24 protein-coding genes are annotated in these 24,619 nt (G+C 41.6%); 17 read left to right on the top strand and 7 right to left on the bottom strand.

The genetic code is table 11. The features are described from left to right. The first annotated feature begins 115 nt into the window (after positions 1-115). From ACSBOP_RS10500 to ACSBOP_RS10475, 6 genes are all read left to right on the top strand, one after another. Positions 116-2,371, top strand: a complete 2,256-nt coding sequence (locus ACSBOP_RS10500; protein ID WP_442600491.1) for an ATP-binding cassette domain-containing protein — start codon at positions 116-118, stop codon at positions 2,369-2,371. 576 nt (positions 2,372-2,947) lie between these two features. Next, positions 2,948-3,370, top strand: coding sequence for a DoxX family protein (locus ACSBOP_RS10495; protein WP_442600490.1), 423 nt, complete (start codon positions 2,948-2,950; stop codon positions 3,368-3,370). A 51-nt stretch (positions 3,371-3,421) separates the two neighbouring features. After that, a complete protein-coding gene (locus ACSBOP_RS10490) occupies positions 3,422-3,751 on the top strand; it encodes an ArsR/SmtB family transcription factor (RefSeq protein WP_442600489.1) in 330 nt (109 codons plus the stop codon). Further along, positions 3,748-4,164 carry an SRPBCC family protein gene (locus ACSBOP_RS10485; protein WP_442600488.1) on the top strand — a complete coding sequence of 139 codons (417 nt, stop codon included), beginning with the start codon at positions 3,748-3,750 and terminating at the stop codon, positions 4,162-4,164. The genes ACSBOP_RS10490 and ACSBOP_RS10485 overlap by 4 nt, the downstream gene beginning before the upstream one ends. A 920-nt stretch (positions 4,165-5,084) precedes the next feature. Next, a complete protein-coding gene (locus ACSBOP_RS10480) occupies positions 5,085-6,074 on the top strand; it encodes a hypothetical protein (RefSeq protein WP_442600487.1) in 990 nt (329 codons plus the stop codon). Positions 6,075-6,384: 310 nt separating this feature from the next. Next, positions 6,385-7,371, top strand: coding sequence for a hypothetical protein (locus tag ACSBOP_RS10475; RefSeq protein ID WP_442600486.1), 987 nt, complete (start codon positions 6,385-6,387; stop codon positions 7,369-7,371). A 257-nt stretch (positions 7,372-7,628) separates the two neighbouring features. Here the strand turns inward: ACSBOP_RS10475 and ACSBOP_RS10470 are convergent, their stop codons facing one another. Beyond that, positions 7,629-9,506, bottom strand: coding sequence for a terpene cyclase/mutase family protein (locus ACSBOP_RS10470; protein ID WP_442600485.1), 1,878 nt, complete (start codon positions 9,504-9,506; stop codon positions 7,629-7,631). A 580-nt stretch (positions 9,507-10,086) separates the two neighbouring features. Between ACSBOP_RS10470 and ACSBOP_RS10465 the strand changes: the two genes are divergently transcribed. The 10 genes from ACSBOP_RS10465 (at position 10,087) to ACSBOP_RS10420 (ending at position 17,314) form a co-directional block, all read left to right on the top strand. After that, entirely contained in the window at positions 10,087-10,200 is a 114-nt protein-coding gene (locus ACSBOP_RS10465) for a sporulation protein YjcZ (RefSeq protein ID WP_442600484.1), read from the top strand. A gap of 86 nt (positions 10,201-10,286) precedes the next feature. Then, positions 10,287-10,661, top strand: a complete 375-nt coding sequence (locus ACSBOP_RS10460; RefSeq protein WP_442600483.1) for a YolD-like family protein — start codon at positions 10,287-10,289, stop codon at positions 10,659-10,661. Positions 10,662-11,391: 730 nt separating this feature from the next. Further along, positions 11,392-11,721, top strand: a complete 330-nt coding sequence (locus ACSBOP_RS10455; RefSeq protein WP_442600482.1) for an ArsR/SmtB family transcription factor — start codon at positions 11,392-11,394, stop codon at positions 11,719-11,721. Next, complete coding sequence (locus ACSBOP_RS10450) at positions 11,718-13,121, top strand: arsenic transporter (RefSeq protein WP_442600481.1); 1,404 nt, start codon at positions 11,718-11,720, stop codon at positions 13,119-13,121. Before ACSBOP_RS10455 ends, ACSBOP_RS10450 begins: the two co-directional genes overlap by 4 nt. A 51-nt stretch (positions 13,122-13,172) precedes the next feature. Next, on the top strand, positions 13,173-13,598 hold the full coding sequence (gene arsC / locus ACSBOP_RS10445; RefSeq protein WP_442600480.1) for an arsenate reductase (thioredoxin): 426 nt from the start codon (positions 13,173-13,175) through the stop codon (positions 13,596-13,598). Positions 13,599-13,633: 35 nt separating this feature from the next. After that, positions 13,634-14,074: a protein-tyrosine phosphatase family protein gene (locus ACSBOP_RS10440; RefSeq protein WP_442600479.1), complete on the top strand. Its 441-nt coding sequence runs from the start codon at positions 13,634-13,636 to the stop codon at positions 14,072-14,074. 68 nt (positions 14,075-14,142) lie between these two features. Beyond that, positions 14,143-14,457, top strand: coding sequence for an MATE family efflux transporter (locus ACSBOP_RS10435; RefSeq protein WP_442600478.1), 315 nt, complete (start codon positions 14,143-14,145; stop codon positions 14,455-14,457). A gap of 394 nt (positions 14,458-14,851) precedes the next feature. Then, positions 14,852-15,448, top strand: coding sequence for a stalk domain-containing protein (locus ACSBOP_RS10430; protein WP_442600477.1), 597 nt, complete (start codon positions 14,852-14,854; stop codon positions 15,446-15,448). Positions 15,449-15,693: 245 nt separating this feature from the next. Next, positions 15,694-16,083 carry a peptidase M56 BlaR1 gene (locus ACSBOP_RS10425; protein ID WP_442600476.1) on the top strand — a complete coding sequence of 130 codons (390 nt, stop codon included), beginning with the start codon at positions 15,694-15,696 and terminating at the stop codon, positions 16,081-16,083. A 301-nt stretch (positions 16,084-16,384) separates the two neighbouring features. Continuing rightward, on the top strand, positions 16,385-17,314 hold the full coding sequence (locus tag ACSBOP_RS10420; RefSeq protein WP_442600475.1) for an S-layer homology domain-containing protein: 930 nt from the start codon (positions 16,385-16,387) through the stop codon (positions 17,312-17,314). A gap of 812 nt (positions 17,315-18,126) precedes the next feature. Here the strand turns inward: ACSBOP_RS10420 and ACSBOP_RS10415 are convergent. Further along, positions 18,127-18,549: a hypothetical protein gene (locus ACSBOP_RS10415; protein ID WP_442600474.1), complete on the bottom strand. Its 423-nt coding sequence runs from the start codon at positions 18,547-18,549 to the stop codon at positions 18,127-18,129. Positions 18,550-18,601: 52 nt separating this feature from the next. Beyond that, the gene (locus tag ACSBOP_RS10410) at positions 18,602-19,678 is read right to left on the bottom strand and encodes a hypothetical protein (protein ID WP_442600473.1); all 1,077 of its coding nucleotides are present in this window, start codon (positions 19,676-19,678) and stop codon (positions 18,602-18,604) included. A gap of 397 nt (positions 19,679-20,075) precedes the next feature. Here ACSBOP_RS10410 and ACSBOP_RS10405 point away from each other — a divergent pair, with 397 nt between their 5' ends. Continuing rightward, a complete protein-coding gene (locus tag ACSBOP_RS10405; protein WP_442600472.1) occupies positions 20,076-20,399 on the top strand; it encodes a hypothetical protein in 324 nt (107 codons plus the stop codon). A gap of 151 nt (positions 20,400-20,550) precedes the next feature. On the opposite strand, the gene thpR is transcribed toward ACSBOP_RS10405, so the two are convergent. The 4 genes from thpR to ACSBOP_RS10385 all read right to left on the bottom strand — a co-directional run bounded on the left by thpR (position 20,551) and on the right by ACSBOP_RS10385 (position 24,589). Beyond that, positions 20,551-21,111 (bottom strand): RNA 2',3'-cyclic phosphodiesterase, encoded by a 561-nt coding sequence (gene thpR / locus ACSBOP_RS10400; protein ID WP_442600471.1) that lies wholly within the window; start codon positions 21,109-21,111, stop codon positions 20,551-20,553. Positions 21,112-21,328: 217 nt separating this feature from the next. Further along, positions 21,329-22,306: an alpha/beta fold hydrolase gene (locus tag ACSBOP_RS10395; protein WP_442604443.1), complete on the bottom strand. Its 978-nt coding sequence runs from the start codon at positions 22,304-22,306 to the stop codon at positions 21,329-21,331. A gap of 244 nt (positions 22,307-22,550) precedes the next feature. Beyond that, entirely contained in the window at positions 22,551-23,918 is a 1,368-nt protein-coding gene (locus ACSBOP_RS10390; RefSeq protein WP_442600470.1) for a sensor histidine kinase, read from the bottom strand. Further along, positions 23,915-24,589 (bottom strand): response regulator transcription factor, encoded by a 675-nt coding sequence (locus tag ACSBOP_RS10385; RefSeq protein WP_442600469.1) that lies wholly within the window; start codon positions 24,587-24,589, stop codon positions 23,915-23,917. Before ACSBOP_RS10385 ends, ACSBOP_RS10390 begins: the two co-directional genes overlap by 4 nt. Positions 24,590-24,619 lie beyond the last annotated feature (30 nt).

Raw genomic sequence — 24,619 nt, 5'->3', positions numbered from 1 at the left:
AATCTGTCAAGAAGGCATTGTATCAACTGGCTAGAACAATAGCAGGTGCAAATGCTTGCTAAATGGAACTATGTATATCTAAGTCGAAATTATCATGATGGGAAGGATGTTAAGCATGAGCGAATCTAATCAGGAGTATATCGTAATCTCAGGTGCGAGGGAAAACAACCTCAAGAACGTATCCTTGCGCATTCCCAAGCGGAAAATCACGATATTCACCGGGGTATCCGGTTCCGGCAAGTCCTCGATTGTCTTCGATACAATTGCTGCGGAATCCACGCGTTTGCTGAATGAGAACTTCAGCATGTTCGTGCGCAACTTCCTACCCAAAGTGCCGCAGCCGGATACGGACGCCATTGAAAACCTCAGTATGGCTGTTATCGTGGACCAGAAGCGGCTTGGTGGCGGTTCCCATTCCACGATGGGCACGATTACAGATATCTCACCCATTCTCCGTCTTCTCTTCTCCCGTGTGGGTCAGCCCCACGTTGGGCATGCGAGCATGTTTTCGTTTAACGATCCGCAAGGCATGTGTCCGGAATGCAACGGGATCGGTCGCAAGCTTGGTGTTAATATGAGTATGGCCGTAGATATGTCCAAGTCTCTTAATGAAGGAGCCATTATGCTGCCGGGCTATTCGGTGAATGACTGGGAATGGAATATGCTTGTACAGTCTGGGTCCTACGATCTCGACAAGAAGCTATGCGATTATTCGGATGAGGATCTGGAGCAATTGCTGTACGGCAAGGCGAGGAAAGTAAAGATGGATTTTGCTGGGAAGGCCACGAATATTACAGTGGAAGGCGCCATTGAGAAGTTCACGAACAAGTACGTGAAGCAAGATGTGAAGACGAAGTCCGAGCGTACACAAAAGGTTGTTGCTCCTTACATCTCCGAGGGTCCTTGCTCCAGCTGCCGCGGTGCGAGACTCAGTCAAGCCGCGCTGAGTTGCAAGATCAATGGATTCAATATTGCGGATCTATCCTCAATGGAGGTTGGGCAGCTCATCCGCGTGATTCGTGAGATTGACGATCCTATCGCCACGTCGATCACCAAGTCACTGACAGAGCGGTTGCAGAATCTTGTAGATATTGGTCTTGACTACTTGACACTAGACCGTGAGACGGATACTTTGTCTGGCGGCGAATCGCAACGTGTCAAGATGGTGAAGCACTTGAGCGGCAGTCTTGTGGATGTCACTTACATCTTCGATGAGCCCAGCATTGGTTTGCACCCCCGTGATGTACACCGGTTAAATGAGTTGCTGCAGAAGCTGCGCGACAAGGGCAATACCGTGATTGTCGTCGAGCATGATCCCGATGTAATCAAGGTGGCGGATCATATCGTTGACGTCGGGCCTCACGCCGGCAGCCGCGGCGGTACTATCATGTATGAAGGAAGCTTCCAAGGCCTGATGGACGCGGGCACACTCACAGGCAACTATATGAAGCGGCCGCTGCAATTGAAGAACGATTGCAGGCAGCCGTCAGGCAAGCTGTCTATCAAAAATGCCACTTTGCATAACCTTCAAAATGTAAGTGTAGATATTCCAACCGGCGTGCTGTCAGTCGTTACAGGTGTTGCTGGCTCGGGAAAGAGTACCCTGATTAATGAGGTATTCCTTAGCCAGCATCCGGATGCGATTGTCATTGACCAATCAGCAGTAGGCGTGTCAACACGTTCAAATCCCGCTACCTACACGGGTATTATGGATGACGTGCGTAAGGCGTTTGCTTCCGCGAATAAGGTGAGCCAGAGCTTGTTCAGCTTTAACTCTAAGGGAGCTTGTGAGAACTGCCAAGGGCTCGGTGTTGTATATACAGATCTTGCATTCCTTGACAGCGTGAAGCTTCCATGCGATGTATGCGGAGGCAGACGATTTAAGGAAGAGGTGCTGGAATACAAGCTTAACGGTAAGTCAATTGCAGAAGTGCTGGAGATGACTGTGGAGCAGGCGTTGGAATTTTTCCAACTAAAAGAGGTTGTGCGAAAGCTTCAGGCGATGAGCGATGTAGGGCTGAACTACATTACACTTGGACAGCCGCTCAGCACGCTCTCGGGCGGGGAATGCCAACGCATTAAGCTTGCAAGTGAGCTCCACAAGAAAGGGAGCATCTATGTGATGGACGAGCCGACGACGGGTCTACACATGTCAGATATCGGTCACCTTCTGGGGATTATGAACCGACTCGTGGATGCCGGCAATACGGTGATTGTCATTGAGCACAACCTCGATGTGATCAGCCAAGCGGATTGGATTATCGATATGGGACCGGACGGAGGCAGCAAAGGCGGTCGGGTGGTGTTCGAGGGCATACCATCGCAGATCATCCATGCAGAGCATTCGATCACAGGACATTATCTGAAGTGATGCGTTAACTTATCAAAAGAAATTATTAAACATCTCAAGCAGGTCCGATTATCCCCTATGTTTATGGAGTCGTACTTGCTGGCACCATCCCTGGAGCCGCACTGGTCACCTTGGAAGGAACGGGGCATGAGCTGCATTATAATGACTGGATTACCATAATTGAAGCAATCTCCATGCAAACGGAGGTAATTGAAAACAACTGAATAAGCAGAAGTTAGTGAAATTAATAGTTGGGCTGTCGGTGGATCCGGCAGCTTTTTTTGCATAACAAAATATGGCTGCGTACCGAAGTATAATGTCCACCATGGTAGGGTTATTGGGTTTATTCGCAAGCTGTCCGATGTTGAAGGAATTCCGCAATGGGTAAAGCTCAATACTAAATACTTAACCCACATAGTTGATTGGTAGTTTTCATTTACAGTTTAAAAATGTTGTTGACACGACACCAAATGGTGTCCTATAATCAAAACAACACTAAATGGTGTCCAATTAGAAATCGGATATCACAAAATAACAGAAAGTTCAGAAAAAATTTTGAATCAGTTTCATTTAAAACAATTATGAGGAGGAAACAAAATGAGTAAGATTATCAGTACAGAAACAATCGCAAAAGTAGTAGCCCAACCAAAAGGAAAGATGATTGCATATTGGACAGTCACATTACTAATCGCTTCAACTATTACGTTAAGTGGGATCGGGCAACTGATGCACAATGGGGGAAACGTCGAGTTAGTGAAGAATCTTGGTTACCCTTTATATGTTTTGACCATTCTCGGTATTTGGAAAGTGCTTGGAGCTATTGCGCTTGTCGTGCCAAGTTTTCCTCGGCTTAAAGAATGGGCTCACGCTGGTATCTTTTTTCTAATGACTGGTGCGGCTTTATCACATGTGTTGGATAACGATTATGGTGATTACGGGTTTAATGTAATCCTCCCGCTTTCATATGCTGCACTAAATATCGCTTCGTGGGCGTTACGTCCGAAAAGCCGTAAACTCTAAGGAGGTGGTAAAAATTAACGGCTACAAAAATAATATTTAGGAGAGGGTGTTGTGAGCGAGAACAACCAGTTGCGAGATGTGTTTGATGCGATTGCAGATCCAACTAGACGCCGACTGATTCATCTGTTAGCAGAGAAAGAGGAGATACCGCTTCATGTATTAACGGCACAGTTTGAAATGGGTCGTACAGCGGTATCCAAGCATTTGACAATCCTTAAAGAAGCTGGTCTGGTGCTTGACCGAAAAGTCGGCAGAGAAACACTATTTAGGCTGAATGCCGCTCCGCTTCGAGAAATTCAAGATTGGGTGGCTTTTTACAGCAAGTTCTGGAGTACAAACATGATACGATTAAAACAATTTTTAGAGGAGGAAGAAATATGAGTTTAACATTATCCTTGGAGTTTCAATACGCGACATCGATCGAGAAATTATGGTCTGCATTAACCGATTCAAGTAAGCTTGCCAAGTGGGTGGCCAACATTCAGACCGGTCAGCCGATGGAAAATGATTTTAAGCCCGTCGTGGGACATCGTTTTCAGTTCCGCACGCAGCCTAGTGAATACTGGAATGGAATTATTGAAGGTGAAGTGCTTATCGTGGATGAACCAAACCGGTTGTCCTATACCTGGGAGAGTGGAGAGAAGCACACGGTTACCTGGACGCTGCAGGATTTAGGAGAAGGTAAGGTTAACCTTCATCTCGAACAATCCGGAATCTCGAATGAGCAAGCACTCGCAGGTGCTAAATATGGCTGGAGTAAATGGTGCGGCGAGCTTGATAAGGTGTTGGCCTAGACAATAAAACGCAAAACTACCGATGATGATAACCCGTTAGTTAGCAGAGATCGTTAGGTTAACAAACAGGATGCTTACGATAATACGATACTAAATGGTACCCCTTGCCCTTATTCTGAGAATACAATAATAGCTTCTCCTGGATCGACAGCGTGAATAATATAAGGATAAGATGTATCGGCATCAATTGCATGATTTAAATCTTTTTTAAGTAGACTTTACCGTTAAAAGACCATGAATCACTAACGCGTAAGTATAGTGTACTGTCGTAATAATCAGCAAATTCAGCACTTACAGTGTTTGCCTTGACTGGTGCAACCTACGCACTCACACCGCCAAACAGCAGTGATACTCCTAAAAAGGAAGTAGCAGCTAAAGATTTAAAATTCATTGATTTAGTTCCTCCTAATAATTTGATATAAACTACATTTCCATAATATAGAATACATGTCACGTTTAAGACTACAGCAGTTATTTTAGATTCTGAAGGAAAAGTACGATTAGTAAAGATTAGCTATGAAAAAACAAATGGGATTTGCCAGCTCGACAAAGTGAAGATAGTGAGGTGTTTTACAAAATTTTATTTTGACACCTCCATGGGATTGGCAGAAAATAAAACGTGTAAGCTATAATTCATATCATGTAACGGGTAGAGTCTATGAGAAAACCCGGATGTTACATTCTCTCCTTGCGGTGTGAATGCTAATGTCCGGTTTTTTTATTTTCATCAGCTTTGTTCATGCAGAAAGGAGGGGACCCCAACAAGTAGTAAGTAATCTTAAGCTATCACATGAAGCCCAGTCAGAAATGAGAACAGGATGAGACAAAGACGTATTTTAGCGGTACGCTTGGTACAGTTTTCAGGGGCATTCCAATAATATTGTCCAATTATTTTATCATTATTTAATGGAGGTATCCGTATGTTTAATTTTCAAGCGTTAAACCTTATTAAAAGGCAATTAAAATTACTGACATCTTTTGTTCTCGTATTTCTTATTTCGACAATGCATGTTTTGCCAGTATCTGCAGCAACTCCTGAGAATACTGTAAACGCCTCGGCAACACTCGCATACAATCTTAAAGGACTTAAACACAACCTAGCTGTTCAAAAAGCTTACATTGCTTCAACGTATGTTTATGTGACTCAGCGATCTGGGGGAACATGCTATCTTTCAAGATTGCTCATAGATGGAAGTGACGCTAACTATGTTGATGAGATGACCATCACCAATACCGGACATTGCCAAACCTTAGACATGTATACATATAATGGTGATAATTATTTTTATTTTAGTTCAAAAGCGGATCCTTCAACATCGTATTACTGGTCACTCCAGGTAGCAAGACTCCAATACTCGGCTGGCAAGACATATAATTATACGGATCTCCATCGATTCACTTATATGAATTATGCCAATGCGACCGGTACAAGTTTAGGTACGACTTACCGTGTTGATGGCGGCGGGAACAGTACCCATACTGTTTTCCGTGTACAAACTGTAGAAGGTACCGTAACTTGGTCCATTTATGACACGGTAGCATTAAACAAGCTTCTTGACAGCAATGAACAGGTTCGATTGGACAGCGCGGCGGCGGAAAGCGCCTGCGTTACTACCTTTACGCAGTCGGGCGATGATATAATCAGGCCGAATGGATCTTTCCAGGGTGTTGACATGCTCGATGATACGAAAATATTTACGTCAGGCGGCGCGGAAGGTGATACTCCGCAGATTGCATTGATCTCAAACACAGGAGTATACAAAACCCTTGTGAATATTACAAATGTGGGAACCCATGAAATCGAGGGAGTCCAGACAAAAAACGGAAACGTTTATTTTAATATAGTTACAGACCCAGTGAATAAACAAAATACGCAGAAAATTTACTACGTACCTGATAGCATATTTTAAATAACCACATACGGGACACGTTAGTTAAACGAAACAAGGAGTAGATTGCCGCGGCAGCTGCTCCTTGTTTTATTAAGCTATTGAGCAGGATTACGTAATGTTGGATGAAAATATTTACAAATTGTTGCTTACTACGATATGCTTAAATAGGTATTTTTTTCTATATAAATACAAGAGTGAGAGGATTGATAGGAAAGTGAATGCCTACAACAAGAAACGGAATACTAGGGTTCGGTTTTCGGTTTTTTTTGGCATCATGGTTTTGATAGTCGTCATTATTTATTTATACTTCTTCTCGAAGAGCGGGTATGTGTACGAACGTAAAATCCTGGGCGAAATGGAGGATCGGCATGGGGTCGAATTTCTCGTGACGGACAGACTAGAACGCAACAAGGACGGCTACCAGACGCTTATCGTTGCTCCGAAGAACGAGCCCACCACGACCTTTATTGCCGAGCGGAAGAATGGTGCATACTCTGAGGGTGGGCTACCATTCTGGGGAAATTTAGGAGAGGAATATCGGACTACTCGTTATTTCTATCACTATCCGGAACTGGTGGAGAAGCATTTTGGCATCGGGCCACAGGACCTAATCTCCTTGTACTGGGGAGCGGTGAAAGCGGGCAACCTGTATAGCTTTGATGACGCGCTTCGAGAGAAGCCGAGCCAATACGTGCCGGTCACGTTAACTAATATGGACGAGACGATTCGTAAGGCGAAAGCTTTCTTTGAGGATGGTCAGCAGCATAAGATCCATGAGCTACACATGATTTACCAGGACGAGCGGCTGCCGAAAGATAAAAGCCCTTATTTTTTCATGGACCACGTGTTTACCTTGGAAGGCGTGAAAAAGGATCAATACAAACCCTTCGGCTTTAGTACGGATTTACTGAGTGAGAAGGTGCTGAAGGAACAGACCCTCAAACAGATCAAAAACCTGCTTTATAGGAATTTCGATTATCAATTCGACAAGCTCTACACTTTACCGGAGCGGAAAGAAGTGGGCATATGGAGCTTGATTCCACGCTTCGACGACCAGTTGACCTATTACTCGCTGGAACTGAAAATCGATCACGAAGAATACACAAGCCAAGAAAAGGAGGTGCTCTACAAGATCTATAGTATGGTGTGGAACCTCATGGAGACCATGAAATCCTTCCACGCTACTGAGGTCGTATTTAAGCTCCCTGGTGATGCAGGACGTATGGTTTACACCATACAGGACCAAGATAACGTACGGTTGGTGGACAAGGAAATCTTCTACGCCTTCTTGAAGCCGCAGAAAAGCAGCGAGTAAAGAGTTTATAGTTGAACTCCCTCGAAATGATAGTTCAGTACCAAAAGGGCTGCCAAGTGGCAGCCCTTTATTCCGCTAACGGGTAGTTATTTGTAATTACCTTACTACGAGGAAGCGAGATTCCACCAAAATTTGATCGACGAGGATTCCCGTCATGCGGACTGGTCAATGACGAAATACAATAGGTCGGCTCTACGTTCTGTAATATTGCTTCTCGTATAACACTGTTACAGATGACTCACGCAATCGGTATTCTATTACGCCCCCCCGTATTTCTTTCTATAGTGACTAAGTGTAAGCCGGTAGCTGTGATAGTAAGAATAAAAGTTGCCTGGGAGGCCAGCTCCAGTCGGATAAGAGGACTTCCAATCGTTTTCGTGCAAAGATGTGATAAGTCTAAGGATTCCTTGATCTACCGCTGGTGTTGGCTGCGGCTGAACAGCGATAAGTGCGTCAAGCGCCCAGGCAGTTTGGGAAGGTGTGCTTTCCCCTAAGGCCACATAACGCATAATCCGGTCACTTTGACAGGATTCCCCCCACCCGCCGTCCGGGTTCTGTATGCTTAAGAGCCACCTGGTCCCTTTTTGCAGCGATTCATGGTTTACCGAAAGACCGACAGCCTGTAAACCTGTTAATGCAGCCCACGTACCATAGATATAACAAACGCCCCATCTGCCGTACCATGAACCATCCTTCTCCTGATGATGAATCAGCCATTTCGTTCCTCGTTTGATGAATTCATGCCGCGCATCAAGCCCGGCAAAGTTTCCGAGATACTCCAAGGTGCGACCGGTAAGATCCGCCTCCGAGGGATCGATGGCGGCGGATTTGGCACCGTCGATGGAGAGCCAAGTGAGCATTTTTTTGTTGGTATTTTTTTCGAATGCCGGCCAGCCGCCGTCTTTATTTTGCATGGACAGAACCCAATTCAGTCCACGATTCCACGATTCCAGATACGTCGGAGCGGTACTCGACAAACTTTGGATGGCCCGTAAAGCTGCCGTTGTGTCATCCACGTCCGGATTGATCGTATTCGACTCGGAAAACCCCCATCCACCGGGTACCGTATCCGGATTATGGATGCTCCAATCGGCGGTTTTATACTGCTGTCTGGACAGCAGATACGAAGCAGCACTTCGAATCGACGTATGATCACCGGCAGTCCCAGCACTCTGCAATGCGTAGGCGATTAGAGCCGTATCCCACACGGTAGAGGGGGAGTTCTGAATCGTTATTTTATCATCAGAACGGCACTGCATCGCTGTGAGTCCTTGTATGGCGCGCGTGATGAGCGGGTGATTTTGATCGTATTCCAGAGCCAGTAAGGCGAAAATCATGAGAATTGTACTACTGGCGTAGCTGTAAAGGGTACCGTCGGATTCAATCCGCTGGAGCATGAACTTTTTCGCCTTGGTCTTGGCGGCTTCATGGATGTATTGGGCGGTGCCAAGGAGTCTGTTTAGACCTGCTTGAATGTCCTCCTGCATCTCCTGATATCCCCGGGAGATTGGTTCATCTGCGTCAAAACGCGGGTCCTTGAGATCGGACAGATCAGGGGCATGAGCTGTTGTGATCGAAAAGCGCAGATCGGCCATGATGAGCATAGGGGTGACATGAACCCTTGAGTAGCCGGAAAAGTCAAAAAAGTTGATGGGGAAATAGTTAGGGAACAGTAGTACCTCCAGCGGGATCGACGAGATCGATAAGGGCCATTTGCATTGCCTTGTAGCGGCGAGGATGGCTTTCGTCAAAATGCTGTTAACTTTTCCAAGACCGCCTTTGGACAGTATATAACGTTTGGCCCGCTGAATCGGCTCGTCCGTTATCTCGCTGTACCCGGAGTAGAGCAGAGCGTAATAAGCCTCGACCGATGCGGATAAGTTCCCTCCCTCTTCATCGGGATATAATGTCCAGAAGCCACCCTGCTGCTGCCGTTCTAGGATTCGATCATGCAGCTGCCGGATCAAAGCTTCATTCTGTACGTTCAATATCCGAAAGAGAATGATGACATATGCATCAATAACGATCCCGTTCTCAAAACAAAAATTCCAGGACCCGTCTTGCTGCTGCTGCTGAATCAAGAATGCCGTCAGCCGCCCGATTTCCTCATCTACTGTGTTCAGCACATTGCCCATTCCGTCAGCACCTCCGAAATATGTCATTTTTAGCATTATATGATGGCGGGGAGGGGGAAATGATGCGTTATCATTTAGAAAACAATTCAGATGGCTGAGCGTAGTGAAGAATTGAATGAAGAAGAGAAAGAACTTGAAGAAGAAAAGAAGAATGCATGATTTTAGAATGACAGGATTATTTGATTCAATGAAACTTCTTATAAGTACATAATTAGAAAAGGTCACTCATTCGAGTGGCTTTTTTATATTTCAGCGTAAAACGTACTTGCTTACTGGGTAATCTTTAATAGTTATTTGATTATCACAAGAAAGAGGTTAAGTCATGAGTAAATTATTAACCCCACATGAACCAGTAAAGAAAAAGCAACCTGCTTTATGTCAGGGTTGTATATGGGGCCATTGGGATGGATTAGCAAAATATTGTTCGAAGATTAAGTGTGTTAAGAGGTAAAACCTTTCATCATAACAGGTGTTCGTTTTTTCCCTATAAATCAAATAAACGAATAACCTCGTACATTCATCCAATCAGAACAGTTTATAGGACATATAATATCTCGAATGATGGAAGGAGGGGTTTTATATGGGTGAAATTGGAGGCTTAGGAAGATTTGGATTTGGAACATCCACAAGTTCAATCTTAGTTCTTTTTATTCTTTTGGTAATTATTAGCTGTACGATATGTGGTGGTTTTTAAATTCCACTAACACCCCGGTTCCTTATGGTGAATAAAACAAAGGCTGATTGAATTGATAAAACATAATAGTAACAACTTCAAGTACTATGAGCGCCTACGGGTGCTTTTTTTATTTATATAGAACAATTGTTCGTGATATAATAGTCGCATCAGAATTAAAGGGGTGCGGATATGGGCAACACAATGGACTGTGGGAATCCAGCAGAATGATTATCCCGCAGCACAAGTCAATGATGCTGGATTACGCGAGAGATAAGCAACGCAAGACCAAATCAGAGTTTGACGAGCAGGGACTACAAGAGATCAACTATGCTATTAACCAATCGCTACAATATCGACACCCGGTTGAGTTAAGCCTATACGATTCATTCGAAGACCTAAAGGTTATAGGTGTAGTAGTTAAGGTTGATATACATGCAAAACGAATCAGAGTAGATGGTGATGGTTTGATATTGGTCTGATTACAAGCGCTGTGATGCAGGAAACATTTGAGCAAATAATTGTGTTACCTATTCAGTTTGATTATTTTTCAACTTTATTTACAAAAGGTCGACAAAACTATAGGTTCTATAGAGAAGTATTTACGGAATCTGGGGTATAGAAGTTACTGGAACGTTATCGTGTTTATTGAAAAGAATATTAGTAAAAAAATGGAACGGTTTATTCACATTTAAACCGGTTCCTTTTTTGTGTGCGCCCAGCATGGGCGCTATCTCTAGGGTTCATGTCCCGAATGGTGAAGGCAGTAGTAACCATAGCTATGATCGATCTAACATTCCTTTCTTCAGTTTGCATCTGATTAGGGGAACTATTTGCGCTTAAAAGCGTTGTTATATGAGACAGATTGATAAATGAAGAGGAAGATCCAATAGAGTGATCTCTACAAAATAAACTTCGGCAAAAATCGTGTAAAATTTTGCTCATTCGAAATAGCCGTTAACTCTCAAACATCTTTACTCGAAATTATGCCAATAGTCATTCATGAATGCTCTGACATACCTAGCTTGTCTCAGAATTTATCGTTCGTAAGCTTTTACATCGCATTAGATTTTAAATACTATTTTTTGCAAATATTAAATAATCACTTGATTATATAATTAATCAATTATATACTCGAAAATGTGAGGTGTTGATTAGGAGTAAAAAGACGACTAAGAAGCACAATAATTAATTCTGAGGAGGTGGTCACATATGGATGATCGCATTCAACAAATTTCAGAAGATCTTAAATTGTTGGCAGATAAAACGAGACTGTCGATTGTTGCTCTGTTAAAAGAACGGGAGCTTTGCGTTTGTGATATTACGGAAATTACAGGAATGTCGCAACCAAACGCCAGTCAGCATCTACGCAAATTAAAAACTGCTGGCATCGTACATGAAAACAAAAGAGGTCAATGGGTATATTATTCGCTTATCCCTACAGACAAACCATACCTCAATGGCATTTACGAGAACTTGCCAGACATGAGTGAACAAATAAATACAGTAAAAGGCTGCTGTGAAGTTCTGGAGGAATCATGACCTTTTTAGCTATACTACTATTCTTAGTTACACTCACCTTTGTCATATGGCAACCTAAAGGACTTAATATTGGTTGGTCCGCGGCCGGTGGAGCCATTCTTGCCTTGATTTTTGGTGTCGTATCATTCACGGATGTATGGACAGTAACGGGTATTGTGTGGAACGCAACGCTTGCCTTTGTTGCCATCATATTTATCTCACTGATATTAGACGAGATCGGCTTCTTCGAATGGTCCGCGCTTCATATGGCGCGTCTTGCGAAGGGTAATGGAAAACTTATGTTCGTGTACGTCATTTTGCTCGGTGCGGCTGTAGCTTCGTTATTTGCAAATGATGGCGCAGCCTTGATATTAACACCTATCGTCCTAGCGATGGTTCGAGCGTTAAAATTCGATGACAAGATGATACTACCATTTATCATGGCAAGTGGGTTCATAGCAGATACGACATCACTGCCATTGGTTGTAAGCAATCTCGTGAACATCGTATCAGCCGATTATTTCGGAATTACATTTTTACAGTATGCAAGTCGGATGATTATCCCAAATTTCTTTTCTCTGGCTGCTAGCATTATCGTATTGTATTTGTATTTCCGTAAGAGTATCCCAAATGATTATGATGTGTCAGAACTCAAAGCGCCTCGTGAAGCCATCAAAGATGTAAGACTATTCCGTCTCTCATGGGTGATTCTAGGCATCTTATTGGTAGCTTACTTATCGAGTGAGTTTATCGGTGTCCCAGTCTCCGTCGTTGCAGGTATTGTCGCAATACTATTTATTATTGCTGCAAGAAGAAGCCCGGCGATCCAAACCTCAAAACTGATCAAAGACGCACCGTGGGCTGTAGTGGTGTTCTCCATCGGGATGTATGTTGTCATCTATGGACTACGTAATGCTGGATTAACAGATTTGCTAGGCACAATTATTCAAAGGGTAGCAGATCAAGGGCTATGGGCAGCGACAATGGGAATGGGCTATATTGCTGCAATCATTTCTTCTATTATGAATAACATGCCAACTGTTATGATAGATGCTCTTGCCATTAAAGGCACACAGACGGACGGTATCATTCGGGAAGCTCTTATATATGCCAATGTAATTGGAAGTGATTTAGGTCCGAAAATTACGCCTATCGGTTCACTCGCAACATTACTTTGGCTTCATGTCCTTTCACGTAAAGGCATCAAAATTACATGGGGGTATTATTTCAAAAGCGGTATTATTCTTACCATCCCAACGCTGTTCATTACGCTTACTGGATTGTATTTATGGCTTTACTTTACTCACTCAACCGATGTAAACATTTGGTTTGTTATTGTTGCGATAACGATTGCAATAGCTGTAATCGCCATGCTTATTAAATTGACTTTAAACAGCAAACAAAAGAAAAAAAGTCATTAGGATGCTTAACTAAGAATCACATAAAACTATAATATTGAGGAGAATTTTTCCATGGGGAAGAAACCGCTCGTATACTTTTTGTGCACAGGAAATTCTTGCCGGAGTCAGATCGCAGACGGCTTTTTACAAGCCATTGGAGGTCATAAATATGAAGTGAAAAGCGCAGGTCTTGAAGCACACGGCCTGAACCCTCGTGCCGTTCAAACCATGAAAGAGGTAGGTATTGATATTTCTAATCACACATCAGATGTCATCGATCCTGATGTATTGTCTGAAGCAGATTTCATTATCACCCTATGCGGTCATGCCAATGATAACTGTCCTGTTGCTCGTAACAATAAAGCGCAAAGATGGCACTGGGGGTTCGACGATCCAGCAAAAACCACAGGTACTGAAGAGGAAATTATTGCTCAGTTCCGTACGGTTCGCGATTCCATTAAAGAGCGTATTGCGCAGTTTGTTCAAGAAGGTAAATAGGGAGATAAAGATGATTCAAAAGGGAGAAGATCTAAATGACAGAACATAAGGATTACCATGCGCTCCATGAAGACAAGATTTACATGGGGAGCGCTGCCGATGTCGAAGCTATGGTCAAGAATGAAGGAATTCAAGTCATTGTAGATCTTCGTGGGGAAGTGACTGAGTGTGCATACCCTGGAGCATCTGCAGAATGGGTTCAGATACCACTTGGGGACAATGCAAAGGAAAGCCAAGAATTGTTATTTAAAAAAGCAATCGATGAAGTGATAACTGCCTACAAAAACGGTAAGAAGGTAGCCTTTCACTGTGGCGGAGGTAAAGGTAGAACAGGAACTGTCGCGGTTGGTACATTAATTGAATTAGGTCAATCATCGACAATCGATGAAGCCGAGGCAAAAGCGAAAAGTATCCGGAACGTAATAAATTTAAAAGCTCCCCAGAGAGAATCACTTCAAAAGTTGTACGAGAACTAGGAAAAGGACTCACTATCGAACCGACCCTTATGGTCGGTTTTTACTTAGAGCATGAAGGAGTACGTAATATGAAAGGCACAACGGATTTAACCCAAGGGCAGATTATGCCGACTTTGATGAAGCTAACCCTTCCGATCATAGCAACGAACTTTATCTCCACGACGTATGGGCTTGTCGATATGATATGGGTGGGTCAGCTAGGAAGTGGTCCTGTTGCAGCCATTGGGACGGCGAGCTTCTTTATTAATTTAGCAACCGCTTTGTCCACGATGATTACGATCGGTACGGGGATCAAGGTGTCCCATTGTATAGGAGCAGGCGAGGGTGATAAGGCGAAGACTTTTATCAAAAACGGATTCATCATGAACACGAATTCCATATAAGTTTCCGAAATTCAATGTGGTTGACCATAATGATGATATATAACTCTAGGGGAAATCTACCTAATATCAAACATAATATGATCGATCTGACATTCATTTTTTCAGTTTGCATCTGATTAGGGGAATATGAATCATTAAATAAACTTTAATGATCGCAACTATTTACGCTTAAAAGCGTTGTTATATGAGACAGATTGATAAATGAAGAGGAGATCCAATAGAGTGATCTCTACAAAATAAACTTCGGCAAAAATCGTGTAAAATTTTGCTCATTCGAAATAGCCGTTAACTCTCAAACATCTTTACTCGAAATTATGCCAATAGTCATTCATGAATGCTCTGTCATACCTAGCTTGTCACACCTGATATAAAATTACTAAGGAGATGAAGTTTTATGAAAAAATTTATTTTGGGTTTTGTATGCGGAGGTCTTTTACTTGGCTCTGTCGGTGCTTATGCTTCTGATAAAATTGAAGCGTACTTGTTTCCTGTTGATTATGGTTTTAATGCAGAATTACGACAACTTAACAGCGAATATGAAACATTTAACTATAAAGGTCATGCTTACGTACCTGTTCGTTTTATAGCCGAAAACTTGGGTGCTTATGTTAATTATGATGACTCAAAAAAGAGAATAAATATTGGATACTATCCACCCAATACGGTATTCCTTAAAGACGATCATTTTCCTACTATTCACGCTGGAATCATTAATCTTGCAGTCGATGGGGGACATACGTTAATCAAGGCTGCCGTTTCTGTTGATTCAACAGATGAAAATAACATTTATGATCTTCAATTTAACATAAAGTTTTATGATAGTAATAAAAAAATGATCGGTGAATATTCATGGACTTCTGATACACCACTAAAGAAAGGTGAGATTCGCTACATCATGGATTCCTTTCCTGGAAATGCAACGGGATATGAAAAGGCTATATTAGAAGTCACAAAACACGTAGAAAAGCCCGGTAATTCAACAAAAAAATGATTTCTTATTAAGTTGTGAATTATAAGCATCAATTGTCCAATGACACAAAAGTTCCTACATAATCGTTATTTGACACAAAGTTACCTACATTGACGCGGATAGTTGTTAAAATAGAAAAATAATCATTATTGAGCTAACGGGCAGATTTGCGCAATTTTCCAATATTTGGAATCGTATATAATATGAAAAGTTCAGGATGTATGGCTATACAGTCTAAATTGAGTAATTTTGGGGGAGTGATTAATATGCGTGCGAATCCGATAGGGATCAGAATACTCATTGGTGCTGTTTTTATTTGCGCAGTGGGAAGTGCGATAGTGTTCCAGAGCAGAGATGTTAAAACCACGATGAATCAAAGCCCAATAAAAGTTCATATCTATCCTAAAAATGAAAACGGACAGACATACGGTTCTGCCGCAGATGCTACTTCCTATGAAACGAGACCTGATTTAATTAGTGCAGTAGGTGTGAACGGCACTGTGGGATATTTGCTGAGGAAAGATATAGAAGGTGAGCAGCCAAAGACACCCGCGGAAGCTATAGCCATACAGAACAGTAAATCCCCAGGTGGTCGTGATATCCCACTATATGATGTTGATGGTAAAACCGTAATTGGTAACTTTCATATTGAATAAAGGCAATTAAATTGTTTAACTAACGGGCAGATTTACGCAGAGCGAGAAAGATTTTTCTGTTGTTCATCAAGTGTACTTATGCCCGCTTATAACCAGAAGCTAAATGATGCAAAGCACTCATAATAAATAATTCCTTTTTTGAGAATCATTTTTGTTAAGATTGCGTCTATAAGTTTTGAATAATTACTAATACGGAAGGATTGAAATGTCGATGAGATTCTCAAAAAAGGCTATTCTATCCACAGCATTGGCCTTGGCTATGGTGATTCCCATGTTTGTTTCAACCGTACATGGTGAAAGCATGAAATTTAAAGATGTATCGAAGGATTACTGGGGTTATGCTAATATCGAATGGGCTCTTGATCAAGGAATCGTTGCGGGTTATCCAGACGGTACTTTTAAACCAGAAGCAGCAGTGACTCAGACCGAATTTGTTGCAATGCTAGTTCGAGCTTATGTAAATAAAAATCAGCTTCCAACGGTCGATGGAGACTATTGGGGGGCTCCTTATATCAAGTTTGCGTTTGATATGGGATGGGGAGGAAGCATTATCAACCCTCCTTCGGCCAACTATCTTACGGGTGCCAACTATGATATCGTCGAGACGCGGAATTATGTTGCGAAGCTTATAACAAATGCAAATGGTAGAAATTATAATTTTGATGATTCAATCCGGTTTTTGTTAGATAGTGGTCTATCAAAAGGGAAGACTGCACCTACGGTTGAGGGTTACCAAGGGCAAGATTCCCTAACAAGGGCAGAATCTGTAACTTTCATTAAGAATTTAAAGGAAAAATTAGATCTGCTATACCCCTCTTATGATTCTGAACACAGCTATGATCAGAAAACGTTGAAAATGTCTCCCTTTGAAGTGTTCCCCTTGGAGGTGCAAGTTCCAACCCCTGAGAGCAGATACAGTCGATTAGTATTAAAATCACCTACCGGTGGATATTCGAGAACGACAGCGCCCAACTACAAAATAGAAGGTTCGGTATCACCAGCTGTTGGAAGTAGTCTTTTGTTAACCATAGAACAGTGGGATAAAGGCTTCTTTAAACAGGTTACGTCCATCCAAGCCAAGATTCAACAAGATCGGATTTCTGAATTGTTAACATTCCCTAATGAGGGGATTTATAGGGTGAAGGTTTTTTCTGATCTCGAAGGTAACGCTGGTCGCAAGATAGATGGAGGGATTCTTTTAACCAACAATCCGTTAATATACCTAATTTAAACAAACCCAGACCTTTCTCAACACGATGCGATAGGATCCGGTTTTTTGTTATCGAAGGCAAGCCTAGCGTGACTCATGTCCGAGCCTTCCACGGAACGGAAGAGGAGCTGTTGTCGATAACCAGAGCCTTGGAGGAATAATTACTGATTCTGATTTTCCCGGACTTACTTTATTGGATTGCTGTTCTCAGTGACACGGGAGTTCCCATCCTGGTCATCCTGAATAGCATGAGACAGCTGAGAGTTAAGCGATAATTTAACAATATCCCAAATGGCCATACAACTTCCAGATTTAAGTTCAAACCTAACGAACCGTCCCTTTAAAAGAGGGACGGTTTTTCTACAATATGAATACTTAGTTTTTAAAAGGGAAAACAGCATATATATTGTGACACATTGTCCAATGACACAAAAGTGCCAACATAACTTTGCGATAGAAAGCTTGACAAATCAGGCTTTTCTTTTTTATGTAGGAACATTTATGTCATACGAAAGCGCATAAATGTTCCTACATTATCGTTATTTGACATAATATTACCAACATTGTCTCGGTTGTTAGTTTATATGGAAAAACACCCAAGTTTATTCAAGTTTAACTCGTACTATATGCTAATTTCCAATACGTTCTAAAACACATAGTGAAGATCAAGCAGACAAGATGAAGTATTAATGGTGCTACTTGACCTGGAGTGATTTCCAAGGATTAGATTATCAAAATAAGGCCTATAAAATCTCTTTGAAAAACATCCTTTATCTTTATACGGGATTACATAAACAAAAATACAGCGCATGCATCAATGCACTGTATCCATATTAGTTATCATTTAATCTATTTCCATATCCGGTGGATCTAACCATGGCAGTCCAGTATTTCAAAGGAATCTCTTCAGTTCCATATTTAGAATGGATGATGATTACGATTGGTTCGATTGAACTGTCGGAATCGATTTGATAGTCGAAAGATAGAGTTTGTTCTTTCCTTACATTTCCTTCAATATTGTAAAGTGGTATTTCGAAAGTGGCACTATCATCCATCGTATCCTTCGATTGTATTTCCAATAAGTGTGGAATTGTTAAGCTCTTTGGATTGTGTGCTATTACTGACAACATGATGTTCCAGTGGTTATTCTCGCCTTTATATTTATGAATAGTATGAGCGGTTTTATAACTTTCGGGAATGCAACCTGTCAAAAATGCGAGCAATATCAATATTAGATACTTTTTTGGTTTATTCATTTGTCTCCTTAAAACATTTTAATTGGTGGGAGGGGAAGGAGCTTTTAATAACTTAATAACCGTTATACTTAGATAGGGTTAATTCAATGTAATCTTTATTTGCATCCCAAGAAAACCATTGGGTACCTGTGTTATATTGTCCTGCATCCGGATCCTTAACGCCAACTGTCTTGTTAGATGTATCATATCCGATGCCTGCAACAAAATGATAACTAGCAAAAGTTGTACTTGAATTTAAGTCAAATCTAATTGCCTCAGGCCTATTATTATCAATTCGACCAACGTATTTCGTCCATGCATCAGAATCGGACCCCCTGAATGAACTGACTGTCCACGTAAAAATTGGTCCAGGGAACTCGTGATTTAAATGGAGCACCATGCCTGTACGGTAACCACTCATAGAAGTTCCGAATCCGCTTGAATTGTATTCAGTATACAAGTGATTAATAAATGCTGCATCACCACCATAATAACTGCTATCTCGGACCGAGTAATTAGAAAGGTAGTTTGAGATCATAGCACCCGTTGTTGCTGCACATGCAGAATCGTAAAAGGTTATACCTTTCATCCGTTGCCATAATCTTGTAACATTCAATACCTTATTAGTTGTTGCAGTGGCAAATGAAGAAGTAGTATTTTTTGTTTTGAGGTATTCACTCCATTTACTGATGTTTTCATTACTGGAGGTTAATCTCTTAAAGACAATATTTTCGTTAATTTCATTTTTGTTGATGGGACTGATCCCGTCTTTATTAATCATACTATTCTCTTGATGTTTTGATAGTATTTTCTGTTTAAGGTCGCTACCATTTTTTGCACTGATGATCTGAAACGCTCCTAAATAATACAGTTTTTCATCAGGTTTCTTTTGGAAAAATTCCTGATTTGTATATTCCCCGTATTCAAGAACAGGTGGGAGGTCTTTAGTGCCAGCAATAATAATATAACCTTTTACAGATTTATTCAAAATCAAATGGAACAAATAGGCGTCTAGTTGATCGTTTTCATCGTAAAGCTTTTCTTGGAGTGTGTAAATAGCCTCTTTCCATGCTTCATTATAAACCGAATTAGAGATAGCAATCTTCGCCGCTTGTTCTGCTTCTTCCTGTGAAACATTTAAGCTAGTCAAGCCTTCTTGAACAGAGAGTACTTGTGCTTGCTCTGTTTTGGGCGCTAGATGAGTCTCTTCTGCATAAACTGTAGTTACAAAAGAGAATGTAGCGCGGATTTATGTGTTATTTTTTTTGATGTATAATATGTAGTAGTAATGTAGGTAAAATTATGTCATTAATGTAGGAACATTTATGTCGCTAGACAAGATAGATGGGAACAGCAACAATAAGGGATCAAGCAGATTTAAGGACATATGTACAAAATACTATATAATATTAATTTCTAAGTTTTGTTGACGAGTCTATGATTCTACTGTATTTTCATATAGTGTTACACATCATATGTGGACATCCGTTTCGTTGGAACGGAAATGTCCTTTTTTTGTGTAAATGAAGGTGGGGGTAGTGGAGTAAATGGCTTCGTTTTTTCATACATATTGTCCTGAAGGAGTGAACAGCAAATATCGTCTCATTGTTTTTGACGATAAGAAAGAGGCGTTCATTCCTCTTACAGAGTTTTATCACGATCAGTTCAACAGGATCAGTGAGAGTTCCGTAATCGCATATTTAAACACCTTAGAACCATTCTTTTATTGGTTAAAGTACAAAAGTTACTACAAGGCCAGAAAGGTTTCTTGGGATGATGATCCAGAGGCTGTTAAGGAAGCGGTAAGGATATATTTAATAGAACAGATGCATTGTAAGATTCGTGGCAGAGACGGGCATGAAGGCGTGTAAATGAAAATTCAGTAGTTACTAGGCATTAAATCGATTTATATACATATGTACAAAATACGGATTTTGTGAGGTAGTATATAATAAAGAACCAAATGAATGACTCATGTCCGTTGAACTTAAATGTTCCCCTGAAGTCTAATAACAATTTCACTCAACCTTTTTTACCTAATATATAAGTGGCTATAGCTTCGTACATTGGCTTTTTTTGCAGATGACTTTGATAAAGCTTAATTTCGTTAACCGACCAATTTATGATCGAATCTGGGGTGTCAGGAATTGTAAATGGGACTTTACCTTTATAACGGCGAGCTATTGTTAAATGAGGGCTAAAATTGCGTGTTTCTTTGACGAAAAGCCCCTCTAAACCATCATCTATTTTTTTGTATAAGCTTGTTAATGAAATCAGATCCCCTCCCACACCAGCCCACAAAACACTTGGTGCAGCAGGATTACCGAAAATCCCCCATTCTTTTCCAGTTAATTCAAACGGACAGGTATTTTCAGATACGTTAACAAGTATTTCCTCAATTTGTTTCAATTGACTCACTGAGGTATCACCTAAAAATTTCAACGTAATATGATAATCTTCAGGGTGTGTCCATTTTTGAAAAGTGAGAGTTGATTGCAGCGCAATGGATTGTTCGGTCAATTGTTCTCTCCATCTTTCATCGATAGGAATTGCGATGAATAAGCGTAGTGATTCGGTACTCATATTTTGCCCCCTCACAATTAATTTTCAAATCTAGATTTCCCTAGAATGGAGGAATTATTAAAAGAAACCTTGAAAGGCATGAAGCCAATCAAGGTGTTATGATCCCTTTGCTAGTTTCGCACCTTTTAATAAAAATTGATTGAACGCAGGGATTGAAGTAACAATATTACTAATATTGAGATCATCATAATCCCTTCTTCACAATCATTTAGATTTGTTAGGAATGTGAGCTACGGCTTGTTTCTTTCATAAATCCCCTAAAGTTTTCAGAGATTTCTTTGAATTTGGTGTGGTGTAAATAATGTGATCCATCCATGGTTACTACTTTTCCATGTACCGAGTCTTTGATCTGCCCTTCATGCAGAGGTATCCATCCTGCTACATCTTCATTATTCGCTTGTACAAAGAGAAGAAGTGGAAGATCTTTAGGGAAGGTTAAACCTTGAGCCCCTTTAAAATTAGAAGAAATATGGTCCATCTCATTCAAGGTTGTGTCATTATACATGTTTTTATTCGAAATCATTTTCATTTGCTCTACGGTTTTTTCATCAAATGCCAGACCAGCATAGGGGTCAGCACTTATTTTCATGGTCAATCTTAAGAGACCTGATTTTTGGAGAAATGAAAACGTCTTTAATGGGAATTTAACATCCATACCCGGTTGTGTTGGAACACTACTATCGATTCCGACGAATGCACTCACCTCGTTTGGATATTTGTTCACATAATCAATTCCGTAAATGCCTGTAATGGAGTGGCCCATGAGCGTGTATCGGTTAATATTAAGCTGCTGTAGAGCTTCATGAACTTCACTTACGATATTCTCCGTGGTTCGCTCTTTTTCAGTTTCATCACTTAATCCATAACCGAAAGGCTCAATCGCGACAACTTTGTAAAATGGAGATAATTCATCGATAAGAAGCTTAAAATCAAGCCCTGGTGTTGCTGTTCCAAAACCAGGCAGGAGCACGACGGTTTCTTCGCCTTGTCCCTGAATCAAAACATTCATATTTTTCCCATCGACGTTTACAGACTGACCATAGGGTTCTATTTTCCCCTGCTCCGATTTGTTGCAGATCATATTAACGATAAAAACAATGGCTAGAAAAAGTGCTATGGCTATAGCTATAACTCCTATTGATTTAAGTATTATGATAAGCGTTTTTTTCATTCTCGTGCCCATCCTCTTTTTCATTACCTCTTCTTTTAGTTTCAATCTCATCTTCTCCTGTCCTCATCTATGTATTGGGCTACCTTAACGGGCCACTAAGGAAAGCTTATACGACGAAGATGTACTCCATATGACGACAATATGAACGGAGTATGAACAAGCAAAAAAAGCCACGACGTCACATGTAAGGAAGCTTGCACATGATGCCGAAGCATGGAGGATACATAGACAGCGTTTAGAAAATCCGATTGATACCATATGAATCTAACTAATCTGTTGGCGTTGTGATTGGCATGGTGACAATGACGGTCGTTCCTCGGCCTGGTTCACTTTCCACCCGGATATCCCCTTGATGGAGTGATACGATCTGTTTAACGATGGCAAGTCCCATACCGCTACCGCCATACTTACGATTGTGGGAACGATCGGCCTTAAAAAACCGCTCGAATATACGCTTCTGGTCCTCGAGGGAAATACCAATGCCCATGTCGGATATTCGAACTGTCACGTTTTTGATATCTTGTTTGATGCTTACGCTAATCACGCCGCCATCCTTGGAAAATTTGATGCTATTGCCGAGTATGTTCGTCCATACCTGGTTTAATAGATCATGATCAGCCATTAGTTGTACGTCCTTCAAATTGAGCTCGAAACGGATGTTACGAGTCGACCATTGTGGTTGGATCGCGACGATGACTCGTCTAATCTGTTCATCAAGGCTGAACGTGACCAACCGCAATTGCTGTGACTGCGATTCAAGCAAACTCAACTTGAGCAGGCTATCGCTCATCTTGGACATCCGCTTCGCTTCAGCGATGATAATATCAAGATAACGGCTTCGTTCGTTATCTGAGATATCTACTTGCTTGAGCGCTATAGCATAACCGGATATTGAGGTTAGTGGTGACTGAACTTCGTGTGACACATTGGATACGAATTCCCTACGCATCTGCTCAAGTTCTTGCAGATCGTGCGTCATGTCCTCGAAGCTCCGGGCCAAAGCACCTAGCTCACCCTTTTGCTTAATATTCAACTTGACGTTGAAATCTCCAACTGCTATCTGCCTAGTTGCTTTTGTCAGCTTTTTGATCGGTCTGATTAGGAACATCGCAGCAACCAGAATCACTAGGCTTCCTGCTATCAACGAATAGGTTGAAAAGTTCAAAATCCACTTTATGATAAAAGAGGTGGACGGAGGGGCGATCGGTTCTACAAACATCGCTTTCGTTCCCATTTCAGTTGTCACCGGCAATCCTAAGAGAATAGTAGAAACACCAATCGGATTGACTTGAACAACTCCTCCATCTAGTACTTTTTTTATTTGTTCCATCGTCACAGAGGCAGGATTTTCCCCGTTAAGGGTTCCGTAAGACTGGAACTGACCCGTTTCATCGTAAATTCGAATATGATAGGATTTGAGCTGGTTCATTCCGTGTACGAATGTTTCCGCTTCATGTAATGGAAATGTCTCGTAAATCCGTGCGATGTCCTGGCCGAAGTAAAGTAGGGGGATTTGCAAGTTCTCGTTCAATTTATCTTTAAATACCCAAGTTGCCACAAAAAAGGAAAGGATCGTGCCTCCGATTACGGAGACCAGAAATGTCAGAACGACGCGGGTATATAAGGATCTGATCATTCGTACACCTCAAGCCGGTAGCCAAGCCCACGTACCGTTTCGATACGAAAATCTGGTGTAGACGCGAACCGTTCGCGCAAGCGTTTGATATGTACGTCTATCGTCCGATCATCTCCAGCGTAATCGATCCCCCAGATTTGATCGATCAACTGCTCGCGTGTATAGACTTGTCCTGGTGTTCCAGCGAGCTTATACAGCAATTCGAACTCCTTGAGCGGCAACATAAGCGACTCCGTCCCTCTCATTACTTTATATGTCTGCCGATCAAGAATGATATTACCAATGTGGATCATCTGTGTGGAACCAATCCGGTTTCTTTTCAGTAAGGCTCTAACACGAACCGTCAACTCCAACGGATCGAATGGTTTCGTCAAATAATCATCCGTCCCAAGTTCGAAACCTTTCACTTTCTCCCATGTTTCGCCTCTCGCAGTCAGCATAAGTAACGGAAGATCAGGATTGGCTTTTCGGAGCTCTTTACATAACGTCCAACCATCCATAATCGGCATCATAATATCAAGTACGACAAGATCGACTTGCGTCGAGGCATAGACGGTCAGTGCTTCCTTACCGTCAGAAGCTTCTACTGTAGCAAATCCGTCATTGCGTAAAAATAAACAGACGAGTTCGCGAATGTTCGCATCGTCGTCAGCAACCAGTATAGTAGGCATTCGTTCCCTCTTTTCCTGTTTTCAATCCCA

The organism is Paenibacillus sp. KN14-4R, assembly GCF_052180255.1.
GTDB lineage: Bacteria > Bacillota > Bacilli > Paenibacillales > NBRC-103111 > Paenibacillus_AM.
Note: the sequence above shows the minus strand (reverse complement) of the source record. Positions and strands in the feature narration are given on the sequence as shown.